This window comes from Aliiglaciecola lipolytica, from assembly GCF_018860635.1.
GTDB lineage: Bacteria > Pseudomonadota > Gammaproteobacteria > Enterobacterales > Alteromonadaceae > Aliiglaciecola > Aliiglaciecola lipolytica_A.
In genome coordinates this window covers 205,989-229,261 of sequence record NZ_JAHKPT010000009.1, presented here as the reverse complement: position 1 = coordinate 229,261, position 23,273 = coordinate 205,989, and the positions used below count along the sequence as shown (strand labels likewise).

General features: G+C 39.4%; 22 protein-coding genes. 9 read left to right on the top strand and 13 right to left on the bottom strand.

Annotation, left to right across the window (positions count from 1 at the left end; all coding sequences use genetic code 11):
* Nucleotides 1-390: 390 nt before the first annotated feature.
* From KO530_RS04720 to KO530_RS04710, 3 genes are all read right to left on the bottom strand, one after another.
* Nucleotides 391-837: a hypothetical protein gene (locus KO530_RS04720; RefSeq protein ID WP_216047247.1), complete on the bottom strand. Its 447-nt coding sequence runs from the start codon at nt 835-837 to the stop codon at nt 391-393.
* Entirely contained in the window at nt 838-2,028 is a 1,191-nt protein-coding gene (locus KO530_RS04715; protein ID WP_252728829.1) for a hypothetical protein, read from the bottom strand.
* Nucleotides 2,029-2,288: 260 nt separating this feature from the next.
* Nucleotides 2,289-4,385 carry an EAL domain-containing protein gene (locus KO530_RS04710; RefSeq protein ID WP_216047246.1) on the bottom strand — a complete coding sequence of 699 codons (2,097 nt, stop codon included), beginning with the start codon at nt 4,383-4,385 and terminating at the stop codon, nt 2,289-2,291.
* A gap of 515 nt (nt 4,386-4,900) precedes the next feature.
* On the opposite strand from KO530_RS04710, the gene KO530_RS04705 reads away from it, so the two are divergent.
* Complete coding sequence (locus tag KO530_RS04705; protein WP_216047245.1) at nt 4,901-5,419, top strand: hypothetical protein; 519 nt, start codon at nt 4,901-4,903, stop codon at nt 5,417-5,419.
* Nucleotides 5,420-5,526: 107 nt separating this feature from the next.
* Here the strand turns inward: KO530_RS04705 and KO530_RS04700 are convergent, their stop codons facing one another.
* The 4 genes from KO530_RS04700 to KO530_RS04685 are packed head-to-tail and all read right to left on the bottom strand — an operon-like array spanning nt 5,527 to nt 7,845.
* Nucleotides 5,527-6,210 (bottom strand): GNA1162 family protein, encoded by a 684-nt coding sequence (locus tag KO530_RS04700; RefSeq protein WP_216047244.1) that lies wholly within the window; start codon nt 6,208-6,210, stop codon nt 5,527-5,529.
* Entirely contained in the window at nt 6,194-6,574 is a 381-nt protein-coding gene (locus tag KO530_RS04695) for a DUF4810 domain-containing protein (protein WP_303501411.1), read from the bottom strand. Before KO530_RS04695 ends, KO530_RS04700 begins: the two co-directional genes overlap by 17 nt.
* The gene (locus KO530_RS04690) at nt 6,571-6,885 is read right to left on the bottom strand and encodes a hypothetical protein (RefSeq protein ID WP_216047243.1); all 315 of its coding nucleotides are present in this window, start codon (nt 6,883-6,885) and stop codon (nt 6,571-6,573) included. Before KO530_RS04690 ends, KO530_RS04695 begins: the two co-directional genes overlap by 4 nt.
* Nucleotides 6,886-6,888: 3 nt before the next feature.
* Nucleotides 6,889-7,845, bottom strand: coding sequence for a CsgG/HfaB family protein (locus tag KO530_RS04685; protein WP_216047242.1), 957 nt, complete (start codon nt 7,843-7,845; stop codon nt 6,889-6,891).
* Between the two features lie 465 nt (nt 7,846-8,310).
* Here KO530_RS04685 and KO530_RS04680 point away from each other — a divergent pair, with 465 nt between their 5' ends.
* Together KO530_RS04680 and KO530_RS04675 are read left to right on the top strand one after the other, a co-directional pair.
* On the top strand, nt 8,311-9,789 hold the full coding sequence (locus KO530_RS04680) for an ammonia-forming cytochrome c nitrite reductase subunit c552 (RefSeq protein ID WP_216047241.1): 1,479 nt from the start codon (nt 8,311-8,313) through the stop codon (nt 9,787-9,789).
* 22 nt (nt 9,790-9,811) lie between these two features.
* Nucleotides 9,812-10,339 carry a gluconokinase gene (locus KO530_RS04675; protein ID WP_216047240.1) on the top strand — a complete coding sequence of 176 codons (528 nt, stop codon included), beginning with the start codon at nt 9,812-9,814 and terminating at the stop codon, nt 10,337-10,339.
* Here KO530_RS04675 and KO530_RS04670 read toward each other — a convergent pair.
* The gene (locus tag KO530_RS04670) at nt 10,315-10,764 is read right to left on the bottom strand and encodes a hypothetical protein (protein WP_216047239.1); all 450 of its coding nucleotides are present in this window, start codon (nt 10,762-10,764) and stop codon (nt 10,315-10,317) included. The two genes, KO530_RS04675 and KO530_RS04670, sit on opposite strands and share 25 nt — an antisense overlap.
* Before the next feature lie 181 nt (nt 10,765-10,945).
* Between KO530_RS04670 and KO530_RS04665 the strand changes: the two genes are divergently transcribed.
* The 6 genes from KO530_RS04665 to lysC all read left to right on the top strand — a co-directional run bounded on the left by KO530_RS04665 (nt 10,946) and on the right by lysC (nt 17,755).
* A complete protein-coding gene (locus KO530_RS04665) occupies nt 10,946-12,058 on the top strand; it encodes a PQQ-dependent sugar dehydrogenase (protein ID WP_354667862.1) in 1,113 nt (370 codons plus the stop codon).
* A gap of 167 nt (nt 12,059-12,225) precedes the next feature.
* Nucleotides 12,226-14,838 (top strand): bifunctional aconitate hydratase 2/2-methylisocitrate dehydratase, encoded by a 2,613-nt coding sequence (gene acnB, locus KO530_RS04660; protein ID WP_216047237.1) that lies wholly within the window; start codon nt 12,226-12,228, stop codon nt 14,836-14,838.
* Nucleotides 14,839-15,079: 241 nt separating this feature from the next.
* The gene (locus KO530_RS04655; RefSeq protein WP_216047236.1) at nt 15,080-15,301 is read left to right on the top strand and encodes a hypothetical protein; all 222 of its coding nucleotides are present in this window, start codon (nt 15,080-15,082) and stop codon (nt 15,299-15,301) included.
* Nucleotides 15,286-15,732: a DUF192 domain-containing protein gene (locus tag KO530_RS04650; protein WP_216047235.1), complete on the top strand. Its 447-nt coding sequence runs from the start codon at nt 15,286-15,288 to the stop codon at nt 15,730-15,732. Before KO530_RS04655 ends, KO530_RS04650 begins: the two co-directional genes overlap by 16 nt.
* Nucleotides 15,733-15,799: 67 nt before the next feature.
* Nucleotides 15,800-16,183, top strand: coding sequence for a GFA family protein (locus tag KO530_RS04645; RefSeq protein WP_216047234.1), 384 nt, complete (start codon nt 15,800-15,802; stop codon nt 16,181-16,183).
* Between the two features lie 282 nt (nt 16,184-16,465).
* Nucleotides 16,466-17,755, top strand: a complete 1,290-nt coding sequence (gene lysC, locus KO530_RS04640) for a lysine-sensitive aspartokinase 3 (RefSeq protein WP_252728857.1) — start codon at nt 16,466-16,468, stop codon at nt 17,753-17,755.
* A 90-nt stretch (nt 17,756-17,845) separates the two neighbouring features.
* Here the strand turns inward: lysC and KO530_RS04635 are convergent, their stop codons facing one another.
* From KO530_RS04635 to pdxA, 5 genes are all read right to left on the bottom strand, one after another.
* A complete protein-coding gene (locus KO530_RS04635; RefSeq protein WP_216047232.1) occupies nt 17,846-19,870 on the bottom strand; it encodes a methyl-accepting chemotaxis protein in 2,025 nt (674 codons plus the stop codon).
* 397 nt (nt 19,871-20,267) lie between these two features.
* Nucleotides 20,268-21,083 carry a symmetrical bis(5'-nucleosyl)-tetraphosphatase gene (locus KO530_RS04630; RefSeq protein WP_216047231.1) on the bottom strand — a complete coding sequence of 272 codons (816 nt, stop codon included), beginning with the start codon at nt 21,081-21,083 and terminating at the stop codon, nt 20,268-20,270.
* Between the two features lie 27 nt (nt 21,084-21,110).
* Nucleotides 21,111-21,485, bottom strand: a complete 375-nt coding sequence (gene apaG / locus KO530_RS04625) for a Co2+/Mg2+ efflux protein ApaG (RefSeq protein WP_216047230.1) — start codon at nt 21,483-21,485, stop codon at nt 21,111-21,113.
* Nucleotides 21,486-21,491: 6 nt separating this feature from the next.
* Nucleotides 21,492-22,295 carry a 16S rRNA (adenine(1518)-N(6)/adenine(1519)-N(6))-dimethyltransferase RsmA gene (gene rsmA / locus KO530_RS04620; RefSeq protein ID WP_216047229.1) on the bottom strand — a complete coding sequence of 268 codons (804 nt, stop codon included), beginning with the start codon at nt 22,293-22,295 and terminating at the stop codon, nt 21,492-21,494.
* Complete coding sequence (gene pdxA, locus KO530_RS04615) at nt 22,292-23,272, bottom strand: 4-hydroxythreonine-4-phosphate dehydrogenase PdxA (RefSeq protein ID WP_216047228.1); 981 nt, start codon at nt 23,270-23,272, stop codon at nt 22,292-22,294. Before pdxA ends, rsmA begins: the two co-directional genes overlap by 4 nt.
* Between the last annotated feature and the right edge of the window lies 1 nt (nt 23,273).

Here is a 23,273-nt window from a genome sequence, read left to right as displayed (position 1 = left end):
CATACCCAGCGAGTGTCATGTAATAGCTGTTCATGTAATAGGCATCTAGGTGTCACACCTCCATGTGGCTACCTCCAGCCCGACATCCATGTCGGTCGTTCAAACGGCTGGAGCTGTGCTCCAAAAGAGACCCGTTTTCACCCCATGAAAGATCAAAGAGACGCACAAACATATAGCGCGGGTTTTAGCCGGTGGAATAACTAGAATATTAGAAAGGTAACGAGGTTAGTGGGGAAGGTCTATTTAGGGTTTTAAGCTCGACAATGATTCTCTAAGCAAATTCAGCGTTTTGGTTTAATCATCTTAATCTGTGTCGAGGTAAGTTTGTTTTAAACTATATAGCGTGGAATTGTTTAACTTCCCTTAAACTGCTAACTAAGGTTGTGCAGTTTAAGGGTATATAATACTAAGGTTATTTGGTATCTCTAAGTCAGAAGGCAGATACGCAATAGCCCCTTCTGTTTCAGCTAAAAACTGCAGGGTTTCTTGTGTTGAATTTAATTCTATTGGCGGCTTGCTTCTTCCTGTAAATTTCATCTGCGCCCAATAAGCTTGGATTCTGGATTCGGTTAGGCCTACAATTTTCGTGTTGAATTCAACTCTTAATTGATTGCCTGACGGCAGGTTAACAGCTTTATATTTATGACTTAGTGCACCTCCCATAAATATGTGTCTAATTTGTTGTTTACTCAAAATTTGTTGTTCATCTAACGGATTTAGGACGACAATAAAGTCGGAATCTTTATCTTCTGCGTAGGAGTCAGGCACCATAAAAGCAAAGATTAAAAATGTAAGCCATAATATTCTAATGATTTGTGATGTAATTAAATTATTCATTTAAAACACCCACTCTAGACCAACAAGGTACAAATTCGATTTTCCGTCGAAAGTAGTATTTTCATCAAAATCGAAAAATGAATTGGACCCGTTATCTTCCTCTATTGCTGAGTATTCAACTTTAAGAGCGAGATTAGATAATACGTCCCAGCGTGCTCCCAAAGTCCAGCTTTGCATATCTGTAGCAGCTGCATCTAAAAATATACTATTGTAAGCTTGAGCTAATTGATCTAGGTTAGGATCGAAGCCCACGGGTATTTCTTGGACTGGTGTTTTACTGTCTCCGTCGCTATCTGCAAAAGTAATATGAAAGGTAAAAGGAGCGTAATTAAAACCTGCTGTCACATAATAGCTCTGGATCTCTGGTATGAAATCAAGATCTGTCTCAATATTTACCCACTCAGATCTAAAGAAATAGTCTAAATTGTCGTAGACAATTCCTATCTGTTCTACTTTAGCTACGCCTTTTGTGCTCAATGAATCAGCACTTCGGCCAAAGTTAAGATTGGATAAATAACGTTGAAATTGATGAATTTCAGTAATATTTAGACTTAAATTACCTTCATAGTGTGCCAATCTTAATTCGAAATTGTTTTTATTAATTTTTCCGATTAAACCTCGCAGATTACGAGCCGTAAAACCTGTGGGCGTATTACTAAAATTTACGTCACCATCTTCTTGACCTATATAAGCTTCTATACTCGCTTCAAAGTTGCTATTGGTGAATTTATAGATTAAGTCAGCGCCTTCAAAAGTTCGAAATAGAAAATTATCGTAAACTTGCTGTGGTAGGTTTATCCATGGATAGGCAAAACCGACATCTGTGTAGTCACTCATTGAAAAGAATGGGGCACGTAACTTGCCGAATTTAATTTGTAAATTGTCCGTTGCTTGATAGGTTAGGTATAGCCATTCAATACCAGAATCTTTCGACCGATCCGCTCTAGCGATGAGTTGTGTAGTCCCTGACCATTTTTCACTAAATTTATATTCGGCTTGCAATGCTATTAAACTAGATGGCTCAAAACTAAGACTGTCGTCATAGCCTTTATAGTCGACGTTATCTTCATCCAAATAACCGCCAATTACTCTTGCATAGCCGGAGAACTCTAGATCTTTGGCGGATAGCGATAAGTGGCACAATGCAGTTGAAATTATTAAAAATTTTAAAAAAGTATGTCGTATTAACAAGTTCTATCCCTAGTATCTTTTTTCAATGTTACCGCTGTTAAGTTGATGATGTTGTAAATGCAGTTTGATGGTAGTTGAAATGCGCCTTTTTATCAGTAGCTTTTTCCATACGGGAGTATTATCCATAATTTATAAAGAACTACTTAACTCAGTTAATTTAAGTTGATTAAGATCAAGTAATTTACACATTTATTTAAAATCTCATGTATAAAATTAGATTCTAGTCGGAAATCTAATTCTATACAGATATTGTCGCCTAACTATTGGCGGTGACCATAATATAATTCTTGATATAGCTTTTGCGCTTTTTCAATCGCTTCAGGTAGTTTAGCTAAAGGTAGCGGTTTAGCAAAATAATATCCCTGCATTTCATCACTTCCATTGGAAATCAAATAATTAGCTTGTTCTGCAGTTTCCACTCCTTCACTGCATATCTGCAGTCCTAATCTATGGCCTAAATCCAAAATGGTTTGCAAAACGACTGTGTCCTTTCCAGAGCTATCGTGCTGCATTACAAACATTCGATCAATTTTGAGGGTGTCTATTTGAATTTTAGTTAGGTAACTAAGGGACGAATACCCTGTACCAAAATCATCTAGAGCAATAGAGCCGCCCATTTGTCGTATGTTATTGAAAAAATCATTAGCACTGTCGAAATTTTCTAGATAACTAGATTCAGTCATTTCAAATTGAATATTTTGAATATTAACCTGATAGAGATTCAGATTCTTCTTAATAAAATGTATGAAACTGCGATCTTGTAAATCATGACTAGAAATATTCAAAGAAACAACGAGGTTTTGTTCAACCATTTTTTCTAGAACATTCATGTCTTTGAAAACTCGTTCGACCAACCACCGCGTAATGGATTTAACTTTGCCGCTTTGTTCAGCGATAGGAATGAATTCACCTGGAGATATACTTCCTAACTCATCGTTATTCCAACGTAAAAGAGCTTCTAAACCAGTTACAAAGCCTTTCGATGATATTTTAAGTTGGTAGTGAATTTCGAATTCGTTTTTGGCTATTGCATTGGTGATTAGGTTGGCTATTTGCACTTTTCTGCGATTTTCTTCTAGCATTTTTTTATGGAAAACCGTGTAAGAACCTTTGCCTTGTTCTTTCGATGCATACATTGCAATATCTGCATTACTGATGAATGTGTTGATATCAAATTCAGCATCGGTTGCTTTCGCAATACCAATACTTACACCGGTTTGAATATCCCAACTGTTAATCTCAAATGGGGTCAACAAACCCTCAATTATTCGATTCGCTATATTAACGGCTAGTAGTGAACTGCTAAGATTTGGGATCATGATTAAAAACTCGTCTCCACCCAATCGCGCTAGGATGTCGCCTGGACGCAGAAAGCTTTTAACTTTGCTGGCAACAGCTTTGAGCAGTAAATCGCCGGTCTCGTGTCCCAAGGTGTCATTAACCCCTTTAAACCCATCTACATCGAAAAACATAATCGCTAAATCTTCGTTTTCTCGCTGGCTTCTGGCTAACTCTAATCTAAGCAGTTCCATAAAAAACATACGATTTGGTAACCCCGTCAAGGTATCGTAGTTAGCCAAGTGTTGCATTGAATTCTGTTGCTCAATCAATTTTTCCGTGTTTAATTGATTGGTCTTAATTTCCGCATTTATCGTGCCCAATAGTTTATTGATATTACGACCTAATTCAGATACCTCGTCATTACCTGAAACTCGGTATTTCAAATCATAGTCGGTGGTTGTCTCAACTTGTTTAGTAAACTTAGTGAGACTCAAAAGAGGTTCAAATAAACGCTGATATATCCAAAAAGAAATCATCATTGCTAAGACAACAACTAACATCACTAGCGGTATAGCGCTGAAAAATAGACTATTCTTACTCTCATTCAATGGTCGTTGGTAGTCTTGAACGACTAATAAATGGCCAACTGGAAACTTTTCTTCACCTATGGTTTTTGAAACAGCTAAACCTTCATCGGTTATGGTTACATCAGGGGGTAAGTCTTGTGGTGAAATTGAGGTTAATTCAGGAGAGAAGTTTTCTAAATTGAGGTAGTTTGGGTGTACATAATAATGGATTAAATTCCAATCAGCATCGAATACATTCACAAACTTAATATGTTCGTAGCGGTCTAGCCCAATTAGTTCTGTTATTATCGAGAAGGGATCCGGCTCCTCGGAAAGGGTCGATAATAGGTTGTCGGCAATATTTGATGCCATTGCATCTAAATTTTGTTCTACGGATTTCCGGTATAGGTTTTCATGTTCGTTTATGGCTAAAAAGAAAACTGAGCCCGAGCTAATCAAAATAGATATGATAATGATGATAACAAACTTGTATCTAATACTATGAAACATCTAGCTGATTCCCTGCCTTTTCAAAGTTTAAACAAGCTAATTGAATAATTACTTAAGTTATGTCTGAGTTCAGACTAGATGGCATACTACCAAGTACTCTAAATGCTAAAAATTCAGACTTAAATTTGAAACAAATTTTGCTAAATTAAGTGGAAAAGCCTTTGTATTTTAAAACAAATACTTAGTATATACCACTGCTAACGTTGCATGATGTTCCAATGCGCATTCACACTTCGAAATCTAACGGTTTAAGCCAATTGAATGCGCTAAATTACTTCATTAGATAAACATCAATTTAGCAAATTACTTGTGAAAATAGCTTACTGCACTAATTTATTTGAGCTTAAATGGCTGTATTTATTATTTATTTTAATATCTAGCACGCTTAATAGAGGTGAAACCTCAGTACTAAAATGCTATATTTCAGCAAAAATTACCTGCCAAATAAATAAGTTTAAAATAATCAATTAAAGCTTATGGCTTTCACTAATTCAGTTTTAATTATAGAGGATTAAATGGCTTCTCCTAAATTTCATAATGCCGTACGTAAGTATCACAGATGGTTAGGCTTTTTTTTGGCGGGGATCATGGGGATCTATGCAGTCAGCGGGACTTTATTGATTTTTCGTAAAACCGATTTTCTAAAATACCCACAAGTTGAAGAACGCCAGTTAGATAAGGGATTAAATGGCAAATCTTTGGGTAAACAAATTGCTCTCAAAGGCTTTGCTGTTGAAAGCGAAGTTGACGATATGGTTGTGTTTAACCAAGGGCAATATAACAAACTAACCGGAGAGGTTGTTATTAATAAAAAAGACTACCCAGCGCCGTTAGCTAAATTAGTTAAATTGCATAAAGCCACAACGGGTAGCCCGCTTTTCTTTCTCAACATTAGTTTTGGCATAGGGTTGTTATTCTTTGTAGTTTCGGCGTTTCTGATGTTTATGCCTAAGTTACCGATGTTTAAAAGCGGCGTTAAAATAGCGGCTGCAGGTGCAGTGTTTGCAATTTTAGTTGTTATGTTTGGTTCGTAAATGTACTGAGTTGCGGCAAAGTCGCTTGTAACTAATACGTTGAATGATGTTTAAAAAAGGCCTGAAATTATAATGATTTTCAGGCCTTAATTTTAATACTCTTTGGGTTAATTTACAGTGTTTTTACTAGCTAAAGTTTCGTTAACCACTTTATCTTGCCCATCTAAACTATGCCTAGAGTGATATTTACCGACCGGTAGGGTAGTTACAACTGAGTAGTTTACCTGTCTTGCGATGGGCACATAATCAGTTATGGCTGTGCTTATTGCTGTGCTAATAATATCAGCCAACAAATTTCCACTATTTCCCGAGGTATTGAGCACCACAACGTTTTTGTAGTTCCACAAAGATTCGTTGGTTGAGGTTGATATAAGCTCGAAATCGGCTCCAACTGTAACGTTTCCACCCGTCACATAATAGTTCGTGTCCCATTGATTGATAGTAACAAAAAGTACCGCATCAGCCCCGAACATAGTTTTAAACTTTGCAGGTTCAACGCCTTTCAATTGCTCGCCATCAACGACGCCTTCTACAGCCAACATCATTTCGATCATGGGGATAGGCATAACATAGTATCCCGCCTCAGCTAGTGGCTGAGCGATAGTGGTCGAATAGAGTTCTGGAGCGTCTGCTGCCGTTGAACGATTGATTGCTGGTACTACAAGGATTGAATTTGTATCCTGTTGGTACATCTTTGGATAAGCTTCGCTTTTCGTTAAAATGGTAGGTGTCGCACAACCAACTAAATGGGCGATAATGAATAATGAAAAAAGTCTAGTTAGTTGACGCATTATTGACCTCCATCTTTTCAATCATGGTTAACATTGTTCTCACCATTATCGCCGATTCTGGAAACAACGCTTCTTCCTGTTTTAAAAACTGTTTCGCGCCGTTGAGATTGTTAGCGTCTAATTCTAATTTTGCCAACTCAGCGTAGATACCAGGAGGTATTTTTTTATTCTTACGAGCCGCATTTTCGATGATATCTAACAGAGCTGCTTTATGTTGACTTAAACTATCAGTAGAGGGTTCATGTTTATAGTCGTACGCAGTTTCAGAATAGTCTCCCCAGTAATAAATTGTTTTAGGTGCCGCACAAGCACCTAAAAATACGACTAAAACTCCCACGCAAGTGTTTCTAATTATTTTTCTCACGGAACATTTACCTCGAATACATTTCCATTGGTGACGTAAATTTTACGTTTTACTACCGTTTTATCATTTCTAACTATTTCGATTAGATGCGTACCTGAGCTTATTTCAAACTTGGTCACTAAATTTCCATCAATTTTAAATTTATCTGCTTGTTGCAGACTAATCTGTTTTCCATCAATCGACAGTGACCCCGAAGCAATATTGCCAGTCAGTTGCAGATAAGCTTTGTCGTCTAATTGTTTTACTTCGCTAAAGCTGCTGCTACAACCCGCTAAAAAAACTGCAAATATGAATGCTACTAATAATTTCATTTCTTACTCCTCACCTTCTAACACGACAATTTGATCCAAAGTTGATGCATCTATGCTTCCTGATACTACCTCGGTAAGTGAGAGTGCGTTTTGTCCAGTTCCAATGAAATCAATAACTTTGATAGTGGCAACTTGTTTTCCTGGTAGCTCAATCATCATTCCACTCTGGGGATTTTTCACTTGCTTCCCCTTGGTTTTTACAACAAATTTATCACCAGTTTGAATTCCTTGGTCTTCGCCACCCGTCATTAAGTACATACCATCTTGCTGTGCGACTATATACGCCTGCCATGGGGCATCCATTAGATTCTCAACAATATTACTAACCAGCTTGGAAATGGCAGCAGATATGGCTCTATCATCTAAACTTGTGTCGTATCCGGCTGTTTCGCCAACGCCAAAAACTCGGTTAGCCTCTGTTCTCGCCTCGCCAGAAGCTTCCTCTGAATAAACAATTTGTCCGGTTTTAGTATTGATAAGTCGGACATTAACGGTCGCGTTTGCAATCTGTATTTTGTTGCGGCTGAAAACACCAACTTCACTGTTTGTTGCACGACCGAATTCGGAAACCGATCCGACAATTAGATAATCAGCACCCACTTTTTCGAGTTGGGTCTGATTTATTTGGCTTTCTTCTTCTAATTCATCTAATTCTTGGCGTTCTAACATTATGAATTTTTGCGTTTCTGTTAAACGGCTAGACAAAATATCTGCAGCTTGTTTACCTAAACGGTCGCCGGAATTATCAATCAAAAAACTATTAGTACGTTTGGTTTCATCTGAAAATCGAGATATTGCCACTACTCTTTTTAGTCCTTTGCTATCAGGCTCTACAATCGATTGGCTAATAACCGGGGAGGAGGCTTCGATTTTGTTTACCGTCCCTCGTGTTGAGCTTGTACAGCCATTTAGTGCCAACCCAATGGATATAACAGCAGAAACAAATACTATCCTTTTCATAACTTCCTCTAACTCATTAATTATTAATAAAAAACAGCTTAAAATATCACAATCTAAAAGCTGATATTAGTAAAAATAAAAATGATAAGGTTTGCAGTGATTAAAAAGATGACCTAATGCAATATTGAGGGTATGTTTCAAAAGGTTGAAGTAGACGTGTAAGCCAATGGTGTATTGCGCAAAAAATTTTTAGCGGATGTAACTTATTTTCAAAAAAGGCGAAAATACTTAAGATCAAGGTTGACGATATTTAACCAAGTTGCGCGTTTTAAAACGTTTTTGTCAGGGCTTTTGATTGCATTTTCGCAAAAAAGTTTTGCATTTATGTAAATATAAAAACGAAATATCAGATAAGTCGCGCTACGCTAACACGCCGAATGAATACAATAATCTGGCATTTACATTAATAACTAAACTGACACAGCAGTTTTAATTTTTAACGATTTGGATAAGTAATTAGGAATTATGGGACTTAAATCATTTGTTTATATCTTTATTGGGTTAATTGTTGCCGCGGTTGCGATGGTTTGGTTTAGTCAGGATAACTATGACCAGGTTTTTCACGCTGAATATGTGGGAAGCGAAGTGTGTGGTGACTGTCATATTATTAATTACGACGCTTGGTTAAAATCCCCTCATCACAATATTACTCACGCACCCAGCGAAAATACTGTGGTTGGTAATTTCAATAACGGGTCATTCTTCTTAAATACTGACCCCAATAAAACCAGCCCAGCTGTAAAGTCCTTCCGGGAAGGTGATGAATTTTATTTAGCCCTCAAGGATATTAATTCTGAGCAGTACACGCCTTTTAAAATCGATAAGGTTATCGGTTACCAATATCGACAAACTTATCTTACCGAAGAAGAAGGCGGGGTATTGCGGCGATTACCTGTGCAATGGTCGGTGGCCAGAGGAGAGTTTTTTGCTTATTGGAATGAGCAAGAGCAAAGCCCGGAAACTGTTGACGATTTATGGGAACAGATGAAGCCATTAAACTCGGCATGGAATTTATATTGCGCTCGCTGTCACACCACTAATTTACAACAAATAAGCAAAGACCGCGCTCATACAGTGGCTAATGTAAAATGGACTGAAGATGGCGTTGGCTGCGAAGTATGTCATGGCCCTGGCAGTGAACATGTTGATTATATGCAAGACAAACCTGTTAACCGCATGATGTCTTTGGTTAACCTTAAATTGTTCGATGAACCAGTTCCGTACATCATGAATGCAGCTGACCATTCTCAAGGGGTTGCGTTGAGTGTTTGTGCCCGTTGTCACGGTTCAGATATTTTACGTAAACGTATGGACGCTTATCGGACCTACTCTCCAGGTTATGATCATGCGGGCAATTTGAATGACTTGTCTGAGTATTTTACTGAGGCAGAAAGTGTTCCTGGTCGCACATTTCCCACGCTGCAAGTTTGGCCTGATGGACGGCCCAAAGGGCTTGGCACTTTATTTCGAACCTTTGCTGATTCTGCACATTATGAACAAACTGATATGCGTTGTTACGACTGTCATGATCCGCACAATAACAAACAACCTGCTCAATTTGGTATTTTAGAACCAACTGAAGTGAGTAATCAGTTTTGCTTAGAATGTCACCAACCTATACAACAAAATTTGACGGCCCATACCAGACATGCACCAGACACTAAAGGTTCTTATTGTTATGACTGTCACATGCCAAAGAACATGTTGAACCAAGTATCTGGCATAGACTACTTCGTTCGTAGTCACAATGTGGGGACAATACCCAATCCACTGTTGTCGGTTAAAATGGGGCTGGAAAATTCACCCAATGCATGTAACGAATGCCATACTAAGCAATCGCCGCAGTGGGCAGTAGACAAAATGCGAGAATGGGGAATGGACGGCCACTTGGTTGAAACCGACTTGCATTTAAACCGAAATGCCCATTCAGATTTCACCCACTAATGGCAGTTAGAGGAAAAGTTTAGTGACTGATTCTGTTTTATTAGATTTGTCCAAACCCTATGTATTAATCATTATGGGAGTAAGCGGCTGTGGGAAATCGACTATTGCCAATTTGCTCTCACAGCTGTTATCCATAGAGCTGGTCGAAGCTGATGATTTTCATAGTCTTGAGGCAAAAACTCAAATGGCTAAAGGTATCCCGCTCACTGATGAAATGCGTGAACCTTGGATTCAAGGGCTAGTCGAGTATTTAAGTAAAAACAAACAGTCTAGTAAAGTGATGGCTTATTCTGGCTTGAGGAGACAACATCGAGCGCGTTTTCGCCATTTAGGATTACCTTGTTTATTCATCCATCTTATTGCACAGCCCAAAGAATTAGCATCTAGGCTTGAACACAGACAAAACCATTTTATGCCAAGCAGTTTGATTGCCAGTCAATTTGCTGCACTTGAAGAAACCTCTGCGGAATCAGATGTGGTTGAAATTGATTCCACTCAATCACCGCAGAAAATTATATTAGAAATTTATAATTTACTCGGTCTTCGTTGACGTTGATACATAAATACCCAGCCCCCAAACAAACCAGCCAAGCACTGAGCAAAAATACCTAGTGGCGTTCTCGCACCCGCGATAAGGGTAATGTCCATAATAGGTTGCATGGCTGTTAGCATGGTAAACAGAGCAACTGCGCCAGCAATGGGATAAAGCCATAATATTGGTTTTGGCCAAACCTTGTTTATCAAAAAGACACACACAAAGGCGATAAATAATCCAACTAAAATAATCGCGCCGTAGGTGGGCAGTAGGCCGAGTAAATCTTTGCCTGAGGCGGATAATCTTGTTTGCCAACTGATAATCACATCAAGCTTAATTAATTCGTGCAGAACGAATTGAGTATGTAAAAGGCTAGCTAAAACAAAACAGCTCAGTGTTGCTGCAATAAAATCGAAAATTAGTTTAATGGTTGCTTTCATAGGATAACCTTGACGTAGTCAACATTAACTAGTCTGCCATTTTAGTTAGAAAAATAACAATCTTTTGAATAGCAGTAGTAAACGGATATCGTCAGCTTAATTCGCATTTTTTCTCAATATGGGTATATTTATGCTTTAAGAGCCTAATCAATTAATTGTTTTTAACCCCAAGGAATTGTTTGTGAAGATTAAATATTTAACGCTGTTGTTATTTTATTTCTTATTCATTAGCATTCCGGTGAATGCAAAGTCGGATTTATTTTCGGTAGAGGAAGTTGTCACTGATTTGGATTATCCTTGGTCGCTTGCATTTATTTCTGAAAGCCAATTTCTGGTTACTCAAAGAACCGGAAGTTTGCGACAAGTAGTCAACTTTACTCTCAGTAAACCTATCGAGGGTTTACCGAAAGACATCTATGTGAATGGTCAAGGTGGCCTGTTAGATGTGGTGCTTCATCCTGACTATGCTCAAAATGGTTGGATCTATCTGTCTTATTCAGCAGGCAGTGATGAACGCAACACCCTCAAAGTAATGCGCGCCAAACTTAAAAATAATCAATTAGTTGATAGCCAAGTTATTTTCACTGTAAAACCTTATCGAAATACCCCTGTACATTACGGTGGCCGATTGGCTTTCTTAGACGACAATTCGTTGTTGATTTCTTCTGGCGATGGCTTTGACTTTCGCGAAAATGCACAACGTGTGAATAATCAGATGGGAAAAATTCTACGAATTTTGGATGATGGTCAGATACCAGATGACAATCCATATATCGGCGAAACTGAAAAGAATCTTGCCCACTCTGTATATTCGTTAGGGCATCGCAATCCACAAGGTTTAGTCTATGATCCCATTCGAAATCTCGTTTTTTCAAATGAACATGGCCCTGCAGGCGGCGATGAAATAAATATCATTAGAAAAGGTGAAAACTATGGCTGGCCGATTATTACCAACGGTAAAGATTATTCAGGTGCGTTAATTACGCCATTTAAAAAATATCAAGGAATGCGACAACCATTAGTGGATTGGACTCCTTCTATCGCGCCATCGAGCATAACTGTCTACGATGGCATGATGTTTCCACAAATGCGCGGCGATTTTTTGGTTAGTAGTTTGAAGTCGAATGAAATTCTTTGGATTCAAATGCAACAGAACAAAGTGGTTGGGCAGCAATCTCTACTCTCTGAGCTAGGTTACCGATTCAGAGATGTTAAAGTGCATCCAGACGGCTCTTTGTATATACTGGTAGACAGCCAAAAAGGTAAAATATTACGGGTGACTGCAAATCGCTAAAGGCTGATTTGAGGTAGTTCGGAAATAATTAATTATGATAAATGTATATAGATTCTGTGTATGCTGACTATCATTAAATAATCATTGTGAATGATTCAATTTTTCACGGTTTACCTTTATACTGTCGCCAATATTTCTCTATATTCATAATTTAAAAGGACCATAAAGTGTTAGAAGCTTATCGTAAACACGTAGAAGAGCGTGCCGCTGAGGGTATCCCCCCTAAACCATTAAATGCAGAGCAAGTTGCTGGTTTAGTTGAATTATTGAAAAATCCTCCTGCTGGCGAAGAAGAGTTCTTGTTAGAGTTATTATCTGAACGAGTTCCTCCTGGTGTTGATGAAGCCGCTTATGTGAAAGCTGGTTTCTTAGCCGCTATAATCAATGATGAAGCGACTTCTCCGTTGATATCAAAAGATGCTGCAATTCAATTGTTGGGCAACATGCACGGTGGTTATAACATCGTAACTTTGGTTGAAGCTTTGGATAACGAAGATTTAGCAGAGTTGGCGGCTGAAGAGTTGAAACACACTTTGTTGATGTTTGATGCATTTCACGATGTTGAAGAAAAATCAAAAGCTGGAAACAAATATGCCAAAGACGTGATTCAATCTTGGGCTGATGCAGAGTGGTTCACATCTCGTCCAGACTTACCTGAAAAGATCACTTACTCAGTATTTAAAGTTACCGGTGAAACCAATACCGATGACTTGTCACCAGCACCAGATGCATGGTCTCGTCCTGATATTCCTTTGCACGCACGCGCTGCATATAAGATGACTCGCGATGGTTTAACGCCTGAAGTGCATGGCGAAATCGGTCCACTTAAACAAATTGAAGAAGTTAAAGCAAAAGGTCACCCTGTTGCTTTCGTCGGTGACGTTGTAGGTACGGGTTCTTCTCGTAAATCAGCAACCAACTCGGTTCTTTGGTTCTTCGGTGAAGATTTACCTGGCGTACCAAATAAACGTGGTGGCGGTGTTTGTATCGGTGGTAAAGTTGCACCTATTTTCTTCAACACAATGGAAGATGCTGGCGCGCTAGTGTTTGAAGCTGACGTTGACAAAATGAACATGGGCGATGTTATTGATATCTACCCACTAGAAGGTCGTATCACTAACGCTGAAACCGGTGAAGAACTTGCCAAGTACGAATATAAATCTGACGTCTTGTTAGATGAAGTTCGTGCTGGCGGTCGTATTAACTTGATAATCGGTCGTGGTTTAACGGATAAAGCTCGTGAATCCCTTGGACTTGGTACTTCAGACTTGTTCCGCAAGCCTGTTCAACCAACTGATACCGGTAAAGGTTATACACTTGCACAAAAAATGGTTGGTAAAGCATGTGGCGTAGAAGGTATACGTCCAGGCACATATTGCGAACCTAAAATGACAACAGTGGGCTCTCAAGACACCACAGGTCCTATGACCCGTGATGAACTTAAAGATCTGGCTTGTTTAGGTTTTTCTGCAGATTTAACTATGCAGTCTTTCTGTCACACTGCGGCTTATCCTAAGCCAGTAGATATCGACACTCAGCACACTCTGCCAGACTTCATTATGAATCGTGGCGGCGTATCACTGCGTCCAGGTGACGGTATCATTCACTCTTGGTTAAACCGCATGTTATTGCCAGATACTGTAGGTACTGGTGGTGATTCTCATACACGTTTCCCAATGGGTATTTCATTCCCAGCCGGTTCTGGTTTGGTTGCTTTCGCAGCTGCTACAGGTGTAATGCCGCTTGATATGCCAGAGTCTGTTTTGGTTCGTTTTAAAGGTAAAATGAAGCCAGGTATCACGTTACGTGATTTGGTTCATGCAATTCCTTTATACGGTATCAAGCAAGGTCTATTGACCGTTGCTAAGAAAGGCAAGGTAAATGCATTCTCTGGTCGTATTCTTGAAATTGAAGGTCTTGATGGACTAACAGTTGAGCAAGCGTTCGAATTGTCAGATGCGTCTGCGGAGCGTTCTGCTGCAGGCTGTACTATCAAGCTGTCTAAAGAATCTATCGCTGAATACCTAACGTCTAACATCACTATGCTACGTTGGATGATCAATGAAGGTTATGGTGACCCTCGTACTCTTGAGCGTCGCGCACGTAAGATGGAAGAGTGGCTAGCTAATCCAGAACTTATGGAAGCTGACAAAGACGCTGAGTATGTTGAAACCATTGAAATTGATCTTGATGAGATCAATGAGCCAATCCTATGCTGCCCGAACGATCCTGATGATGCTAAAACCTTATCTGACGTTGCTGGCGCAAAAATTGATGAAGTATTCATCGGTTCTTGTATGACCAACATCGGTCACTTCCGCGCTGCAGGTAAGTTACTTGAGCAATTCAATAAAACCTTGCCTACACGTTTGTGGATATCTCCACCAACGAAGATGGACAAAGCAGTATTGATGGATGAAGGTTACTACAATATATATGGTCGAGTGGGCGTACGTACTGAAATGCCTGGTTGTTCTTTGTGTATGGGTAACCAAGCGCGTGTACTTGCTAATTCAACAGTACTATCTACATCGACTCGTAACTTCCCTAACCGTTTAGGTGATGGCGCTGATGTATATTTGTGTTCTGCTGAGCTTGCTGCTGTAGGTGCCATTGTTGGCCGTATTCCTACAACTGCTGAGTACATGGAATACGCGAACAAGATTGAATCTATGTCAGGTGACGTGTTCCGCTACTTGAACTTCGACCGTATCGAAGAGTTTAAGAAAGCCGAAGATGCAGCTAAAGAGAAAATCATTCCTGCGCTAAATATTGCGTAAATAAGCCATGCAATACTAAGCAAGGTTTATGTAAATGCAAAAACCGAACGTAATCTTTGATTCGTTCGGTTTTTTTATGCATGCTATTTATTAGTTGATTGAATTGGCTGACACTGAAGAAGTTTAAGTGAACACTAATATCTGTTTTCTATCTATTTTGCCAAGCTTAGGGAAAGGGAACTAAATACTGCCGATAAGCTCTAATTAGTGCAATATTAATCGAAAAAATTAGAGACTATTAATGAAGACCTTAATGTTAATGTTAGTATTAGTAAGCCTAAACGCGTGCACAGCAAGTTCGACCAAAGAATTTTTGGGGCATGCGGCAGCAAATGCTGCAGATACTCAAGTAGGCTATAACCAACAACAGTGTTTTACAGTAAAAAACCAATGTGTTCAGGGGCATTATGAAACCTGGCAAACAAGTGATGGCGTTGAAGGGTGTTCATGCAAAAATTTATGATTAAAAATGTATATGCGGCAGTATTATTTATTTCCGCTTCCGTTCTATCATTGGCTGCCACAGCGGTCGAATTTGAAGAAGCAACAGTGCAAGTTGCTGACACAGTATTAACTGTGGAGTACGCCAAGTCTTTTGAGCAACGTGCCACAGGTTTAATGTATAGAGAAGAACTGTGCGAAAGTTGCGGCATGTTATTCAAATATTCCCAACCACGTATCGCGGGTATGTGGATGAAAAACACCTTCATTCCCCTTGATGTCGCCTTTATTGATGAAAAAGGCAAGATAACGGACATTAGAGGTATGCAACCACATGATTTAACCTCAATCAATTCTTCAACTAAAGTACTTTACGCGTTAGAGATGAATATAGGTTGGTTTGCAAAACACAATGTTAAAGTAGGGCACTTTGTACAAATTCAGACACCCTAGTAAAGCAAAAGCTAGTGACTTTGTTATTTAATGGTGCCGTAAATGAAGTTAATCCGGAGTATGGTTGATGAAATACACTGGCAGTTGTCACTGTAAAGCAGTTCAGTTTGAAGTGGAGTCTGAAGAGCAAGTCGAAGTAGAGGATTGCAATTGTTCCGTATGCAGTAAGTTCGGTTTTTTGCATCTGATTGTTCCTAAGCAGCACTTCAATTTAATCTGCGGTGAACAGTTCCTAACTGAATACAGATTCAATACTGGTGTTGCAAAGCACAACTTCTGCAAAGTTTGTGGCGCCAAGCCATTTTATATTCCACGCTCAAACCCAGATGGCGTTGATGTGAATGTTCGATGCTTAGACACTAAACCTGCTGAAATCACAATCGTTCCTTTCGATGGACAAAATTGGGAAGATAATGCCGCTAAACTTGCCCTTAAGAGTAAATTGAATTAAGCAGCAAGCATATTCGGTTTTTACTAAACAGTTCTATCATTTCATCTAAAGGTAATTCAGAAATATCCATTTTGAATTGTTATATAGAAAATGTAGATAATTATTCAGTTGAAAAATGCATAGTCAATTCAAAACTAATCGAAGGAAATTGCTATTTATTACTTTTAAATAAGTTTATATCTGTTAATTTACTGCGATTATTTTCAAAGAGGATCTAGCGTGACAATTCCTGACCTTAACATCGCCAAGTTTGGTGGCACTAGTGTGGCAAATTATGCCGCAATGCAAAACTGTGCAAAGATTATCGCTGCTAACCCTTCTACTCGCGTGGTAGTTGTTAGTGCGTCTGCTGGTGTTACCAATCATCTAGTTAGCTTATCAAATACAGCATTGACTCATGCACAGATAGCGCAAATTCTTGAGCAGATCAAAACGATTGAAAATGGAATTGTTGCTCAGCTTGCTAAACCAGATGAAGTAACTGAAAAATTAAGCTCTTTATTTGACGCTATGGAAGCATTAGCTTTTCACGAAGAGTTGTTGCATCGCGATGATCTGAAAGATGGTTTGTTATCATTTGGCGAACGTATGTCATCTTTATTGATTACCGAAGTATTAAAAGAGCAGGGCGTGAATGCGGAAAACTTTGATGCCCGCAATGTTCTGCGAACCAATTCCGTATTTGGTGAAGCTGTTCCACAAATCGATGAAATTAAATCTTTAGCAAGCCAAGTAATGAAGTCTGAGTTAGCTGAAAAAGTTTATGTCACTCAGGGGTTTATTGGTGCTGATGAGCAAGGCCGAACTACCACTTTAGGTCGCGGAGGAAGTGATTTCACTGCGGCTTTATTAGCTGAAGCTTTGGATGCGGTTAGTTGCGAAATTTGGACAGATGTTGTTGGTGTGTTCACAACAGATCCACGAATTACTGATGCAGCCAGACCACTTCCAGAATTGAGTTTCGATGAAGCGGCCGAAATGGCCAACTTCGGTGCCAAAGTGTTGCATCCTGCTACCATGGAGCCAGCGCTGCGTAAAAACATTAAGGTGTTTGTAGGCTCAAGCAAAGAACCAGAGAAAGGCGGAACTTGGATAGTACGAGATTGTGTAAATGAGCCGCCTTATCGCGCTATTACACGTCGTAAGCAACAAGTGATGGTGACTGTGAAAACACCTAAAATGATGCATGCTCAAGGTTTCTTGCAGCAGGTATTCACTATTATTGCTAAGCACAGCTTAAGTGTCGATTTGGTAACTACTTCTGAAATAGCAGTATCCTTTACCTTAGATAATCCAACTAACTCCGTTGCGGAAAGACTTAATCGCGAAACACTTGATGAATTGCGTGACTTCTGTGAGGTGGTGGTTGAAAGCGATTATGATTTAGTAACAGTGGTGGGTAACAATATGCATAGTGCCGCTGGCGTATCCGCAAAAATATTTTCTTCGGTTAGAGATTATAATTTACGGATGATTTGCTACGGTGCTAACCCCCACAATATGTCATTCCTAGTGCATCAGGATGACAGTACTGAAATTGTCAAGGAATTGCATCGTTCACTATTCGAATGATGGTTTAGCAATTAATAAACTGAAATAAAAAAAACGCTGCATTTTATGCAGCGTTTTTATTTTTGTATCGTCTGATTTTAGTTTGCCATTTTAGACTCTAAATTGTTGAATAGAAGCCTGCAATTCTTCAGCTAAACGGGCAACTTCTTCACTTGAGTCTGCGGTTTGCTGTGCGCCAATCGAGGTTTCTTCAGCAATCCCAACAATATTTTCCAGCTTCTCACTAATTTCTTGAGATACCACGTTCTGTTCTCTAGCAGATTGCTCAATTTGGCTACTTACATCATGTGCTCTATGCACAGCTTCGGTAATTAGATCAAGAGCTTGGGTCGCTTTTTCTGTTTCCTCTACACAGACAGTTGTTTGTTCTTTGCCTTGGTTCATTACCATCACCGCTTTTTCAGCGCCTGCTTGCAGAACTTCAATCATGTCGTTAATTTCTTGCGTAGACTTTTGCGTACGACTCGCTAACGTACGAACTTCGTCAGCCACTACCGCAAAACCTCTACCATGCTCTCCGGCTCTAGCTGCCTCTATCGCCGCGTTCAATGCTAGTAGGTTAGTTTGGTCAGCTACACCGCGAATTACGTCTAAGATACCACCTATGCTCGCGCTATCTTGATGAAGTTTATTAATTACATTAGCAGCATCGTCGACATCAACTGCAAGCTTTTCAATGGTCATTTTATTGTTTAACGAAATACCTTTTACTTTTTCAGCTTCAACATCGGCATGGCGAATTTGATTCAAGGTATCTTCAGCGCTTTGCGTAACCATTTGAGATGTGCTGTGCATTTCTGTGGTTGCTGCGGCCACTTGAGCAACTTGAGATTTCTGATTCTGAATCGAGTGCGTGGTTTGTGCGGTCACTGTCGACGTTTCTTCTGATGCTGCGGCCAATTGAGATGCGCGTGTACTTATTCCAGTGATTAACGTTTTTAGGCTATCGATTAGGTTGTTGACGCTGGTGGCCAATTCTCCGAATTCGTCATCTGAACTATCGTCTAACTTGCGGGTTAAGTCACCTGAAGAGACGACATGTAGAACTTCATTGACCTTTCTAAGTGGCACTGTTATGGCTCTTACGCTGGCCCATCCTATCCATGCTGCTAAAACGGCAGAAACGATTATTAGCACAATAATCACAGTTGTACCCAGGGCCACACGATTTGCAACTTGATCTTTCATCTCGTTGGTTTTTTCTTCAGCTACTTTAAGCAGCGCATCTAATTCTGCAATTGCTTGTTGAATATTTTCTTCTGAAGACGCTAACGCCTCAGATGCCGCTAACTGACTGTTTAATCGAGTGACTTGGGTGTTAAGTAAACCGTCTGAAGCAGTGACTGAGCTAATAACAGAATTAACCAGGTTGGTGATTTCTTGCATAGTGCCGCTGTCATCTCGGTTTCCTGCTAGTGATTGCATTTCTGCTAACTGGTCTGAAATTTGGCCTATGACTAACTCTACTTCATTACCAATAGTGTCGGCGCGAACCAAATTTTCGGTTTTGATATAATCTGCACTCACCGTTAGAAGTGATAATAATGAGGTTTCTAATTTACTGCCAATCTCAGCAGCTTCGCTTAATTGAGCGTTGGATTGCACACTATCTAAATCAGCAAAATCTAGCAATAACATGGAAGAGTCATCTGAATTGTCTTCAACACTTTCTACGATATCGCCAAGTCTTGCCCCTTCGTCTAAATAGGCTTTTCGGCTTTCAAACATATTACTGACATTGCTAGTATATTGTTGGTAAATGCCTTCTACGTTTTGCAATGCTTGACTAAAAATTGGGTCTTTACTGACTTTACCTTTGATCATCGTCACTTCGTTTTGGAAATTAGATTCACTTGTACGCAAATTTTCTAGTTGTGTGTTTAAGGCTTCGGAATTGGTTTCGTAATAACCAGCAACCGTCAGTCTACCCATATTTAGAAACGAAATTTTAAGTTGATTACTGGCGTTTAAAGTGGGGATGGCTAAGGTGTTTACTTCATCAGTTGCAGAATCAATCGAATTAAAATTAAATAGCGAGGAAACACCTATCACCAGTAGTAAAACAGAAATAAGCGTAAATCCGCCTATTACCCTCATTGCGACTGATATTTTCATTTAGTAATTCCTCTGTTTTATTGATCTTTTTATTCTAATATTCGTGAAGATCAAATTGTTAACAATTCTGCATTAAGTGTGTCAAATTTTGACAGAAATGTCATAAATTTAGTTACACAACTTTTTAACAAGTAAAATCAGTTTATCACTGGTTTTCCACAAACATAATGACTAAATGATTTGATACGTACATCAAATGATTATTAAGTATAATCTGCACACTTTTTTTGTTGCTGAGTTTGGTATTCTCGCCAGTCATCGGCGGCTTAAAAGCCTTTGCAAAGATATTGATATCTCAACCAAACTCCATGTTATTAACTAAATCTGATGCTGTCTTCAATTATCGACATTTGTATATGATTCTTTAGAAAGGAAATTTGTGCATGAGTCGGCAGAGTTAACGATTTGTATTTTGAACACTAATTCTTTGTTCGCTCTCCAGACAATATAATGTCATGGTGTTTCCCCATACGAAGCCTGTGTCTAAACCGATAAATTGTTTCGATTGGGTTTGTCCCATTAACGTTGCCCAATGTCCAAAAATAACACGCTGACTTTTTTTGAGTTTTTGATTATCTACTGCAAACCAAGGTTTTAATGATGTGTTGAATTTGTTAGGCGCGCACTTAGTTTCAAATTCTAAGGTGTTAAGTTTTTTAAGATAGCGCATACGAGTAAAAGCATTGATGATAAACCTTAGTCTATCCATGCCCAATAATTGCTCATTCCAACGATTTGGTTCAGCGCCATACATAGATGCTAGCATATGTAAGTAGTCAGGACCGGCGAGAACAGCAGAAACCTCATCACTTAACTCTACGGCTTTTTTAAAAGACCACTCAGGATATAAACCGGCATGACTTATTAATGTCTCTTTATTGATGCGCAAGGCCAATGGTTTTGTTCTTAACCAGTTAGCGAGTTCCTGTGCTTTGTCAGAGCGTAGTAGGGGACCTAAAAAGTCACTCCGCTTAGCTACTTTTAATTGTCCTAAAATCGCAAGGAAATGTAAGTCGTGATTGCCTAAAACCGTATCGAATGCTTCACCAAGAGAGTTGAGAAACATTAAGGTGTCAAGAGAGTCGGGTCCTCTAGCAACAAGATCGCCTACCGCCCAAAGTTTGTCATTGGCAGGGTCAAACTTTACTTTATCAAGCAGTTGCCGAAGACCAGAGTAACAACCTTGAATATCACCAACTACGTAATTAGACATAAGTTTTGCGAAGAGCCTGTTTGACTATTAATTAAGAACGTTTGAATCAGCTAATCTAAATACGTCTATAGGTACTTTAACCAATTCATTCTGTGCATCTTTAAATTCGTAGTGCCCCTGCATAGTGCCCACTGGCGTGTCTAAAATAGCACCGCTGGTGTATTGATAATGTTCGCCTGGTTTTATTACCGGTTGTTCTCCGACAACACCTTTGCCTGAAACTTCCGATATATCCCCATTTCCATCAGTAATTAACCAGTAGCGATTTAGTAGGGTAACTTCATCTTTACTGTTATTAGTGATCGTTATTTTGTACGCAAACGCATATTTTTCCTCGGTTTCAGGAAATCTATCTTCAAGATATTGAGTGTGCACATCAATGCAAATATCATTAGCATCCATTATTTTTTAAGACTCTTGTTGAGAAAGGAAGTTGGCCACGGTTGCGAAGTCTGCAAGACTTAGGTTTTCTGCTCTTAACTCAGGATTGATACCTAGGCCTTCAAGCTGTTTTTCTTCAATTAATTTTTTTAAACTATTACGGATGGTTTTTCTGCGCTGGTTAAATGCTTGAGCGCACACTTGGTTTAGCATTTTCTGTTCGATGACCTCAACCGGTTTTTGGGTATGAGGTAACAGTCGTACCACAGCCGAATCGACCTTCGGAGGAGGATTGAAAGCGCTAGGCGGTACATGTAAAACGGGAATAACTTGGCAGTGATATTGCGCCATAACAGACAATCTGCCATAGTTTTTTTCACCGGCCTTAGCCGCTAATCTATTCACTACTTCTTTTTGCAACATAAAGTGCATATCTTTGATTTTGTTGGCAAAAGAGAAGAGATGAAACATTAGAGGAGTTGATATGTTATAGGGCAAGTTCCCAAAAACACGCAGTGGATTTTGCTCATCACATAATTCGGAGAAATCAAATTTAAGTGCATCAGCCTCGATCACATTCAATTTTTTCGAAATAAATGGATGTGATCTGAGTCGGTTTGCCAAATCTCGGTCTAGTTCGACTACATTGAGTTTGCTGATGTGCTCACACACAGGTTCAGTAAGTGCCGCCAATCCAGGACCTATTTCAACTAAGTTCTCTCCCTCTTGGGGATGAATTGCCGAAACAATCTGATCAATAATGTAAGCATCATGTAGAAAGTTTTGCCCAAAGCGCTTACGGGCGGTGTGGCCTAAGTGTTGTTTACTCATATACGTTTTACTGCCAATTTTAACGCGTCATTAATCGCACACTCAAAACTTCCAGAGTTTGCTTCACCTGTTCCAGCTAAATCTAAAGCAGTGCCATGGTCAACAGATGTGCGAATGAAGGGGAGACCCAAGGTGGTGTTAACTGATTTGCCAAACCCTTTGTATTTCAATACGGGTAAGCCTTGGTCATGAAACATGGTTAAGATAACGTCTGCTTGCTGCATGTACTTTTCTTGAAACATTGTATCTGCTGGCAATGGGCCGGTGATTTTAAGTCCTTGTTCGCGTAATTCATCTAACGCTGGAATAATAATATCTATTTCTTCGCGTCCTAGATGCCCATCTTCACCAGCGTGGGGATTCAATCCACAAACAAAAATATGTGGAGTGGGTATCCCAAACTTGAGCTTCATATCAGTGTGCACAATGTGTAATACTTTATGCAGTCTTTCTCGAGTGATTGCTTTTGCTACATAGGCTAATGGGATATGAGTGGTAGCCAATACTACTCTCAGCCCCTCAGTAGATAGCATCATAACTACGTCTTGGGTGTTTGATTGACTAGCAAAATACTCTGTATGTCCACTAAATGAAATACCGGCCTCATTGATGATGCCTTTGTTTACTGGACCTGTTACTACCGCGTCAAACTCTTGGTTCATATTTTTAGCACAAGCTTGGCGCAATGTTTCTACAACGTATAAACCATTTTTGGCGTCCAATTGCCCCGCCACGACTTTAGATTTGGTCGGGATATCGATGATGTACAGTTGACCAGGTGCTTGCACTTGGACTACATCGCTTTTGTAGTTGAGCAAAGTCAAAGGTAGGTTAAGCATAGCCGCACGTTCGGTTAACATCGTACGGTCAGCAAAAACAACTAATTGGGCATCCCATTTATTTTGAGCCAGCTGAATAATCAGATCTGGCCCTACTCCGGCAGGTTCACCTGGCGTGATCGCAATCTTGAAAGGCAAT

Bases quoted from the DNA above. Each gene is read 5' to 3' on its own strand.
- KO530_RS04635 (WP_216047232.1), bottom strand. From the start codon at position 19,870: ATGAAAATATCAGTCGCAATGAGGGTAATAGGCGGATTTACGCTTATT.
- KO530_RS04690 (WP_216047243.1), bottom strand. From the start codon at position 6,885: ATGAAATTATTAGTAGCATTCATATTTGCAGTTTTTTTAGCGGGTTGT.
- lysC (WP_252728857.1), top strand. From the start codon at position 16,466: ATGCAAAACTGTGCAAAGATTATCGCTGCTAACCCTTCTACTCGCGTG.
- KO530_RS04685 (WP_216047242.1), bottom strand. From the start codon at position 7,845: ATGAAAAGGATAGTATTTGTTTCTGCTGTTATATCCATTGGGTTGGCA.
- KO530_RS04710 (WP_216047246.1), bottom strand. From the start codon at position 4,385: ATGTTTCATAGTATTAGATACAAGTTTGTTATCATCATTATCATATCT.
- KO530_RS04670 (WP_216047239.1), bottom strand. From the start codon at position 10,764: ATGAAAGCAACCATTAAACTAATTTTCGATTTTATTGCAGCAACACTG.
- KO530_RS04645 (WP_216047234.1), top strand. From the start codon at position 15,800: ATGAAATACACTGGCAGTTGTCACTGTAAAGCAGTTCAGTTTGAAGTG.
- apaG (WP_216047230.1), bottom strand. From the start codon at position 21,485: ATGGATGCTAATGATATTTGCATTGATGTGCACACTCAATATCTTGAA.
- KO530_RS04720 (WP_216047247.1), bottom strand. From the start codon at position 837: ATGAATAATTTAATTACATCACAAATCATTAGAATATTATGGCTTACA.
- KO530_RS04650 (WP_216047235.1), top strand. From the start codon at position 15,286: ATGCAAAAATTTATGATTAAAAATGTATATGCGGCAGTATTATTTATT.
- KO530_RS04700 (WP_216047244.1), bottom strand. From the start codon at position 6,210: ATGCGTCAACTAACTAGACTTTTTTCATTATTCATTATCGCCCATTTA.
- KO530_RS04705 (WP_216047245.1), top strand. From the start codon at position 4,901: ATGGCTTCTCCTAAATTTCATAATGCCGTACGTAAGTATCACAGATGG.
- KO530_RS04630 (WP_216047231.1), bottom strand. From the start codon at position 21,083: ATGTCTAATTACGTAGTTGGTGATATTCAAGGTTGTTACTCTGGTCTT.
- rsmA (WP_216047229.1), bottom strand. From the start codon at position 22,295: ATGAGTAAACAACACTTAGGCCACACCGCCCGTAAGCGCTTTGGGCAA.
- KO530_RS04680 (WP_216047241.1), top strand. From the start codon at position 8,311: ATGGGACTTAAATCATTTGTTTATATCTTTATTGGGTTAATTGTTGCC.
- KO530_RS04655 (WP_216047236.1), top strand. From the start codon at position 15,080: ATGAAGACCTTAATGTTAATGTTAGTATTAGTAAGCCTAAACGCGTGC.